The 7891-nt window shown below is 46.3% G+C and carries 7 protein-coding genes; all 7 read right to left on the bottom strand.

Annotated features, from left to right (window positions below; translation table 11 throughout):
* On the bottom strand, positions 1–735 hold a 735-nt coding region (locus tag B4K20_RS11355; protein WP_289282969.1), incomplete at its 3' end, for a MotA/TolQ/ExbB proton channel family protein.
* A gap of 3 nt (positions 736–738) precedes the next feature.
* Positions 739–879 carry a hypothetical protein gene (locus tag B4K20_RS11350; RefSeq protein ID WP_286305844.1) on the bottom strand — a complete coding sequence of 47 codons (141 nt, stop codon included), beginning with the start codon at positions 877–879 and terminating at the stop codon, positions 739–741.
* Between the two features lies 1 nt (position 880).
* Positions 881–2887, bottom strand: coding sequence for a PEGA domain-containing protein (locus B4K20_RS11345; RefSeq protein WP_289282968.1), 2007 nt, complete (start codon positions 2885–2887; stop codon positions 881–883).
* A complete protein-coding gene (locus tag B4K20_RS11340) occupies positions 2874–4319 on the bottom strand; it encodes a hypothetical protein (RefSeq protein ID WP_289282967.1) in 1446 nt (481 codons plus the stop codon). The genes B4K20_RS11345 and B4K20_RS11340 overlap by 14 nt, the downstream gene beginning before the upstream one ends.
* A gap of 8 nt (positions 4320–4327) precedes the next feature.
* Positions 4328–5563 carry a hypothetical protein gene (locus B4K20_RS11335; RefSeq protein ID WP_289282966.1) on the bottom strand — a complete coding sequence of 412 codons (1236 nt, stop codon included), beginning with the start codon at positions 5561–5563 and terminating at the stop codon, positions 4328–4330.
* Positions 5553–6188 carry a hypothetical protein gene (locus B4K20_RS11330; protein WP_289282965.1) on the bottom strand — a complete coding sequence of 212 codons (636 nt, stop codon included), beginning with the start codon at positions 6186–6188 and terminating at the stop codon, positions 5553–5555. The genes B4K20_RS11335 and B4K20_RS11330 overlap by 11 nt, the downstream gene beginning before the upstream one ends.
* 196 nt (positions 6189–6384) lie before the next feature.
* Positions 6385–7891: efflux RND transporter permease subunit (locus B4K20_RS11325; RefSeq protein ID WP_289282964.1), on the bottom strand; the 1507-nt coding region annotated here is incomplete at its 5' end.

Raw genomic sequence — 7891 nt, 5'->3', positions numbered from 1 at the left:
CGTATCGACGATCTGACTGTCTTGCAGGCGTTGCAGTTGGTGGAATAAAAACATTAAAAAGATGCTGATCAACAAGGCCACCAGTGTTGAGTTAAAAGCGATGCCCAAGCTGTCTGTCATACCCGAAATATCACCTGCCAACGCCTGATCAGCTTGTGATAAAGCCTGCCCAATCCCTCGAACAGTACCGATAAACCCAATCGATGGAATCGCCCAGATCAGATAACGGATCATGGTGTTTTCAGAGTCCTGTTTAACAGCCAAGGCTTCCAGGTTACTTTCAATGGCATCCGACAGGTTCTGCACATTATTGGTAGAGCTATAGCGCCATAGAGAAGAGCGTAATGTTCGCACCAATGGTGATTGCATGCAGTCGGCGGGAATTTCAGTGTCCAAGCGATCAATAATCGCATTCACATCCAGATTATGTTTTGCATCAGTATCTGCTTGTGAATCGGCGTCTTTAATCAGATCCACACTAAATAAATACTTGGTTTTGAGAATATTACGATAAGCACTGAGAATCAGATAACAGCCCCATAGCATCAGAATAAAACAGATTTCCTGCTCGTAGTCTTTGATGATAACGGCTATATCGCGGGGTGCGGTTTGTCCCTGACTCACAGCAAACTCAATCAGCTGTGCTGCTTCAGGTCGAACATAACCAATGTAAAACAAATGCACGACAACGATAGAAATCAGCAATGCCGCGAAACTTTTCAGCATATCTTTCATGGTTTAAATATCCACAGGAAAGGAAACAGGGGAGTTCAGGCTAATAATGGGTTTGCCGGCATAGACATTTTTCACCATGGTGATTGCCAGGACAAAGACCACAACGGATAACGCTATCAGCAGCCATTTTTTAAGTTGTGCCATATTATTGACCTCCGTAAACAAAGCGACCCAGTCGGAAACCGATATCATCTCTGGGCTGGCTTGCGCCATCGCGGTATGACGCTCTTAATTCTGTGAGTGTGCCTGAGCGCCAATTAGCACCTTTAACGACATGCTCATCAACGAGTGTAGTATCCAGTGTTTGTGAATAAGTACGCCCTTGTTTGGGTACAGTAAGTGAGTAGCTGTCATGTGTCCATTCACTGACGTTACCGCCCATATCAAACAGGCCTGATAACTCTCGTTTCATCGACTTTACTGGCGCCACACCTGCATAACCATCGTTATAGCGCGGTACATAATGCGTCACCGATCCTTTTGCAGACTCATCAGCAATATTGGCGGCTTTAGGTGGTATCGTTTTGTCATAGCCCCAAACGAAGACTGTTTGAGCAGACCGGCCTGCTTTTCGGGCTAACCATTCCCACTCAGCCTCGGTCAACAAACGATAACCATCGGCTTGATCGTTAATGTGAGTAACGGAATTGCCGTTGATTTTATACACTGGCGTTAAATCTTCTGCCTGACTTAACCAGTTGGCATAACGTACTGCCTCTAGCCAGCCGACAGAGGTGGCGGGCAAGTTGGGGCCACCGCTATGGCTTTTATCAAACTGTGCATACGATTGATTGCTGACTTCGTGCACACCCGCATAAAACGGTCGGTTAATTGTGACTTTACGGATAAACTCATTGGCTCGTTGCCCGGCTTCACTGCGCTCTGCACCCATGATGATGGTGTCATTGGCTGTGAATAACTGCATTTCATCACCGGCATAGGTTTTATAGCTTCTCGGCGCTTCTTGCAGACGAGCTTGTTTCTCAGTTAGTAAATTCACCGAGACACTGCTGGTGGATTTTGCTGTAGGCGTGATGGTGCGAGTCTCAGAGCGATAGCCTGCCAAATCGAAACGAATCGTCTGTGGCAAGGCATCCAGCGTTAAGTTTAAGGGTGTTTGTCCGATGGCTTTGCCATTAATCGTGACTGACGCTTGAGGCGTCGACTCAATCACGACTTTGCCCATTTCTTTTTTCAGCTCGAAATTAAGGTCAGTGCTTTCACCTTGCTTAAGATTGACGCGTTGTGACTGTGAAAAATAGCCGGATTTTTTATACTTCAATACGGCGTCCTGATTGGCCTCGATTTTGATGACATCAGCAACAGGCGTATCAATACCATTCACTGTTAAGGTGCCACCCACAGGCGATACGCTGAGGTTCACTCGGGCGCGTTCTGCTTGCAGTCGATACTGTCTGCTGACCTGTTTAGCTGTTTGTGTGATATCGATAGCATCCGAGATGGTCTCAAAACCTGCTTTGTGGATTTGCAATGAATATCGTCCGCCGAGCAGTGATGTCGACATAGGCGTTTGTCCGACTTCTTCTCCATCTATGCTCACTGCTGCCCCCGCTGGCTGAGTGCTTAGCGATAACTCACCCGAGATGGGCGTCATACTCAAGGTCTTTTCAACGACATCACCCGGTTTCAGTGCGTAATTTTCACTAATAGGCTCAAAGTAAGGGTGACTGGCTGTGATGCTGTAATCACCTCGTTCCAATGATGTCTCAAGGGTATTGCTGATGGCGGTGAGCTTCTTGTCGATGTACCAACTGGTTTTATTATCTTCGAGAGAGGTTTTCAAAACGACTTGGGCTGGCAGCGGCTCAAGCGTGATTTGTGTCACTTTGCCAAAGCTGGATTCTGAAATACGCTGTTTGGCCGTTTGATAACCTGGCGCTGAGGCTTCTACTTCCGCTGAATCTGACAGGCTGTATAAATGATGATCAATTATCAGGGCAAGGCCACGACTGACATTAATCTGGGCATCCTGGTTGATAGTTTCAGGCAGCACCTGAATTGGTGTAGCTCGGGAAGCGATTAACGCTGCAGCAACAAAACAGGCGACCACAATAAAACCCAAACCCAGCCACAACAGCATTCGGCGTTGTTGGCGTTTTGCAGCCTCAATTGCCTGTTTAAATTCGCTCATCTGCAATCACGGTGACCTGGACATCGCTACGGTTAAGCGGAATGGTCACTTCAATCAACTTGGAGCGATACCCTTCACGCTTGCCTTCAAAGGAGTAGATGCCGGGTTTGAGCTGAATCGTTTTGCCGGTAGTTTCACCGACTTTACCCACACCCCTCACAGAGACAAAGGTTTTTCCATCGGAAATGACATTCACATTCACCGGAGTATTCACGGCATTGATGGTGGACTTCAACTGTTGAGCTGCTTTTGCCAGAGACGGGCTTTGAGCACTAAAAGATTCTGCTTGGATGACATTGATATCAGCCGTGGCTTTGACTGCGGGATTGTTAAGACGATAAGGATTTTGTAATAAGCCCTCAATATTTTGGTCGATTTCCACAATCCGTTTGGCCTGATTTAAACGATCAATCAGGTCTTTATTGGCTGGGCGTTCTTTTAAGGCGGCACTTAATTCCTGTTTAGTGACTTCCCAGTTATCGGCATTTTGTGCCTTATCAGCAGCGGCAACATGTTCTTCAAAGCGAAGCTGTGATTCCAGTGTTGCCAGTGCTGCGCTGACTTCTTTATTTTCAGGACGATTGGGATAAATTTGTTGTGCTTGTTTCAGGGCTTGTCTGGCGCTTCCAGCTTGCCGTTGCTCAATCGCTTTATAGGCTTGAGATATGGCCTGGTTATACCGTGACTCGGCCAGTTGCGTACGCAGAACATTAGCCCGCTGTTTCATCTCTTCCCGATCCGGCTCGATTTTCAGTAAATCCTCAATCAGAGATAGCTCTTTACTTGGATTATTTTCATTTCTGGCAACACGAGTCGCTTCATTCAGCTCTACAATCTGTGGGATCTTTTCTATTTTCTGTTCTAGCGCCTTGGCATCTGTTGAATCAGCTTTGTGAATAAGTGCATCATCTATCGCCAGACGGGCTGGTTGATAATCATAATTGTCATACGCCGCTTGTGCTTTCTGCATGGCTTGTTCAAAAGCAGCCTCACTGTCAGTCAGTGTCTTCTCGGCGGTTTGCGTTAGCGTATCGATCGCTTGCTTGGCTTTGGCATATTGACCAGCACCGAAGGTATCCACAGCAGTTTGTTCCTGGCTTTTTAAGGTCTCGGCCAGCGTCTTATCCCAGCTGTCGATATCAATTTTCTCCAGTTGCGGTTTTAAGGTATTTTCATAGTGAGAAAAGGCATCCAGATAGGCTTGGCGTAATGCGGCGATATCTTCTTCGTTTTTAGGTTCTTCGATTTTTTGTGGTGTGGCTTGTGTGTCTGGTGTTGGCTCTTCAGCAGAAGGGTTGCTGTTAAATCGAACGTTATTGAGGCTGAATAGCACGAGTCCCGTCACAACAATGAGCGAAAGAACAATAATGATGCCAATGAGCAGGCGCTGTTGTTTCGCCTGCTTGGCTCTGCGTATTTCTTCGTTGATCATGACGAATATTAAAGCGCTTTATCGGGTGTCGATTCAAGCTCATACATGCGAGCCATGAAGGCGCGCCATTGTTGGAACTGCTGCTCCATATTACCGGTCAGTTTGGTGCTTTGGTTTTCAAACTCAATCACCTGAGGCGACATTTCCAAATCCAGCGATTGGCCCAGTTCGTTTATAGCATCTTGATGAAACTTGGCCTCTCCCCGAGAGGTAATACCACTAGTAATTAATACTGCACCGCCAACACCGCCAGCGATGGTGACCATATCTCGGCCTAAATTATTGTCATAACGACTGCCATTAGAACCCACCGCGACAGCAGCAGCGATCAATAATGCACCACCCACAATTTTCATCAGGCTTTTATTCTGTGCTTCCTGCTGCAGTTTTAGTTCTGTCGCGCTGGCTTTTTGCCAAGTCAGATAACTGTCATTCATTTTTTGTGAAAAAGCGGCATAGTTAGGTTGTAGATTATCCACAAATAACTGTTCTTTAACGCGAATCGCTTTCACACGTTCATAGAGTGGGTCGGACTCGCTAGGTAAACCCGTTAATTTGATAGGGGTGGAGCTGGTGTCGAGATAGTCATCAAAGGCTTTATCGTTAAAGCTGGCGCCAAAGCGTAAGTCGGCAATATGTTTTACCGTGCTTAAATCTGATGGTTTTTGTTTTAGTAAGGCTTTAACAATATCGTTTGCTGCTTGATTAAACGCGGGATCATACGGGTCTTTATCGGTATTTCTGGGGTTTTTATAAAAACCATCGCCCACTTCGTAATCGATATTGTCGTCCAGCCACTCTTTGCCGCTGGCATCAACCACTTGCATATCAAATTCTACTTCCAGACCGTTTGACTCAACAATACTGCCTAATACATATAAATCACCAGAAGCGGTTTTATCTGGCGTGACCCTGACAGCGCCGAACTTGCCAGTATCATCTAAGGCTTTTTTGAGTTTATAGGCAAAACGGTTGGCTTCTGCTCGACGCAGTTCCGGCCATACACCTTCTTCTTCATAATTGGCTGCCTTGCCAGAAAGGCCCGGCGAGAAAACAGGAATCACCACATCCATTTTCGGGCCGGTGTAGGCTGTTTTTGACATATCTTCACTAAAACTGGAAGACGAACGTGGTCCAACATCCACACCTGAGCCGGATGTAGTGGCACACCCCGTGAGCACATGCAGCATCACCAGCAGGTAGACAAGAAACTTGGATGGCTTTCTAAAACGATCAATGTTCAACGTTCATACCCTTATATTTTCTGTATTCATCCCAGAGTTTTTTGCGTATCTCTGGATCGGTTTCAGCTTCAGCGGCGACACGAATTTGTGCTGCGATCGCATCATCATTATCCGCGGGCGGAATATCTTCCGGAATCTTACCATTCTTAGCGATATTACCTGAGGCGGAGATGTCACCTGAACCTGATTCTGTAGATTCTTGTGAATTTGCTGCGGTGGCAGCCGTTGTATCGGTTGAGGGGGCTTGTTCTGTGCCCTGCATAGTGTCACTGGCAACAGACTCCATGCCACTGGCACCGCCTGTTGCGTTACCGTTTCCTGAATCGCCACCACCGTCAGTACCTGAACCAGAGTCAGATCCATTGCCATTATTGGTTGATGATGAATTAGCAGAGATGGCCATATTGCATAATTCAAAGCGATGCAGAGAATCACTCAGCGCTTGCTCCATGCGCGCCAGCTTTTCAGCCCGGGTCAGCGAGGGATCATCCAGATAATCGACACTGACATTCTCACAATCCGGACCATTATTGACGGATTCATCTGCTTGACTTAAGCCGGTATAAGCCAGCGCACCGGATATCAGTGTGAGCAATAGAGTAAGTGAGCTAGACTTTTTTCTCATCGTTGAAAAAGGCTCCCGAGATATTCACTGATTAATGATAGCTATCTTAAAACGATAAGACAGCAAAAAGCACCGATCTTTCCTTAGTTTGCGGTATAGCTAACAACAAAGTGACATAAAACATACTTCGACTGACTTCTGCACGGCTATTTTTAGTCAATAAGATGAATCTCAACATATCTGTTCAGAACAGGCCCTATGCATTTTTCTCATCCTGATTTGAAGTCTGATGCTCTTTCACAACTTCCTTTTTAAAAAGACGATAGACCCAAATAAAGAGGAACGGTGCAAAGAAAACGACAAAGAGTGTCGTCGTAAATATGCCACCAAGCACGCTGACAGAAATAGCGTTTTGTGCGCCTGACCCTGGCCCGGATGCGAATGCTAATGGCAGTACACCGAGAATAAAAGTGAGCGAGGTCATTAAAATAGGTCTAAAACGCTGCTGTGCTGCTGAATAAGCGGCATCAAAAGCCGTTTGGCCTTCTTCGAAATTATTTTTTGCAAACTCAACAATCAAAATCGCATTTTTAGCAGCAAGGCCTATCGTAATTAACAGACCAACCTGAAAATACACATCATTCGCTTGTCCTGTGAGCCAGGTTGCGACGACAGCTCCAAAAATGCCCAGTGGTACGGTTAGCATAATAGCGACGGGAATAGCCCAGCTTTCATAAAGTGCTGCGAGGATGAAAAACACGGCTAATGCCGACACGATATAAAGAAAAAGGGTATTCGTTCCCGCCTGTTTTTCTTCATAAGACAAACCTGTCCAGGCCACATCCAGTCCTTCAGGCAGTTTTTCTGCCAGTTTTAATACTTCCTGTAATGCGTCGCCTGAACTCACACCGGGTGTTGTCGAGCCTTGTATTTCTCTTGAAGCAGCACCATTAAAACGTGTCAATTTGGGCGAACCATAAGTCCATTCACCCGAGGCAATTTCTACCAATTGCACCATATCGCCATTATTATTGCGAACGAACCAGTCATCGATATCTTCGGGCAGCATACGGAAGGGGATATCAGCTTGAACATAAACGCGTTTTATACGTCCATTTTCTAAAAAATCATTAACGTAAGTGCCGCCTAATGCAGAGCTTAGTGTCTGGTTGACCGTGTTTAATGGAACACCGAGTGCACGTGTTTTAATGTGATCGATCTTGAGATCGTATTGCGGACTGTCATTTAAGCCATTAAAACGGACCTGGGTTAAAAGCGGACTCTGATTGGCGAGCGCTAAAAACTGATTGGTGGCATCGACGAGCTGTTGATGATCAAGGCCGGTACGGTTAACAAGCTGAAACTCAAAGCCACCGGAATTACCCAACGCACTAATGGCCGGGGGGACGATAGGAAAGATCATAGCGTCACGAACTTGTGACAAAGTCTGTGCTGCCCGGTCCTTAATGTTGAATACATTATTTTCTTCACCGCGTTCATCCCAGTTCTTCATTTTGACAAAGGCGAGCCCGACATTTTGCCCCTGACCTGAAAAGCTAAAACCGGCAGCAGTAAAAAGGCCGTCAACCGCATCACCCGCATCATCCAGATAGAAATCTTCTATTTTCTTCACCTTTTCGACGGTTTGCACCAGTGAAGAGCTGGGTGGTCCGGTCAATAAAGTAAATATACGGCCCTGATCTTCATCCGGGAGAAACGATGAGGGAATACGCATGAGCGTGATGGCGGTGATCACGATGAGG

The sequence above is a fragment of the Methylophaga sp. UBA5088 genome, from assembly GCF_002414625.1.
Lineage (GTDB): Bacteria > Pseudomonadota > Gammaproteobacteria > Nitrosococcales > Methylophagaceae > Methylophaga > Methylophaga marina.
Note: the sequence above shows the minus strand (reverse complement) of the source record. Positions and strands in the feature narration are given on the sequence as shown.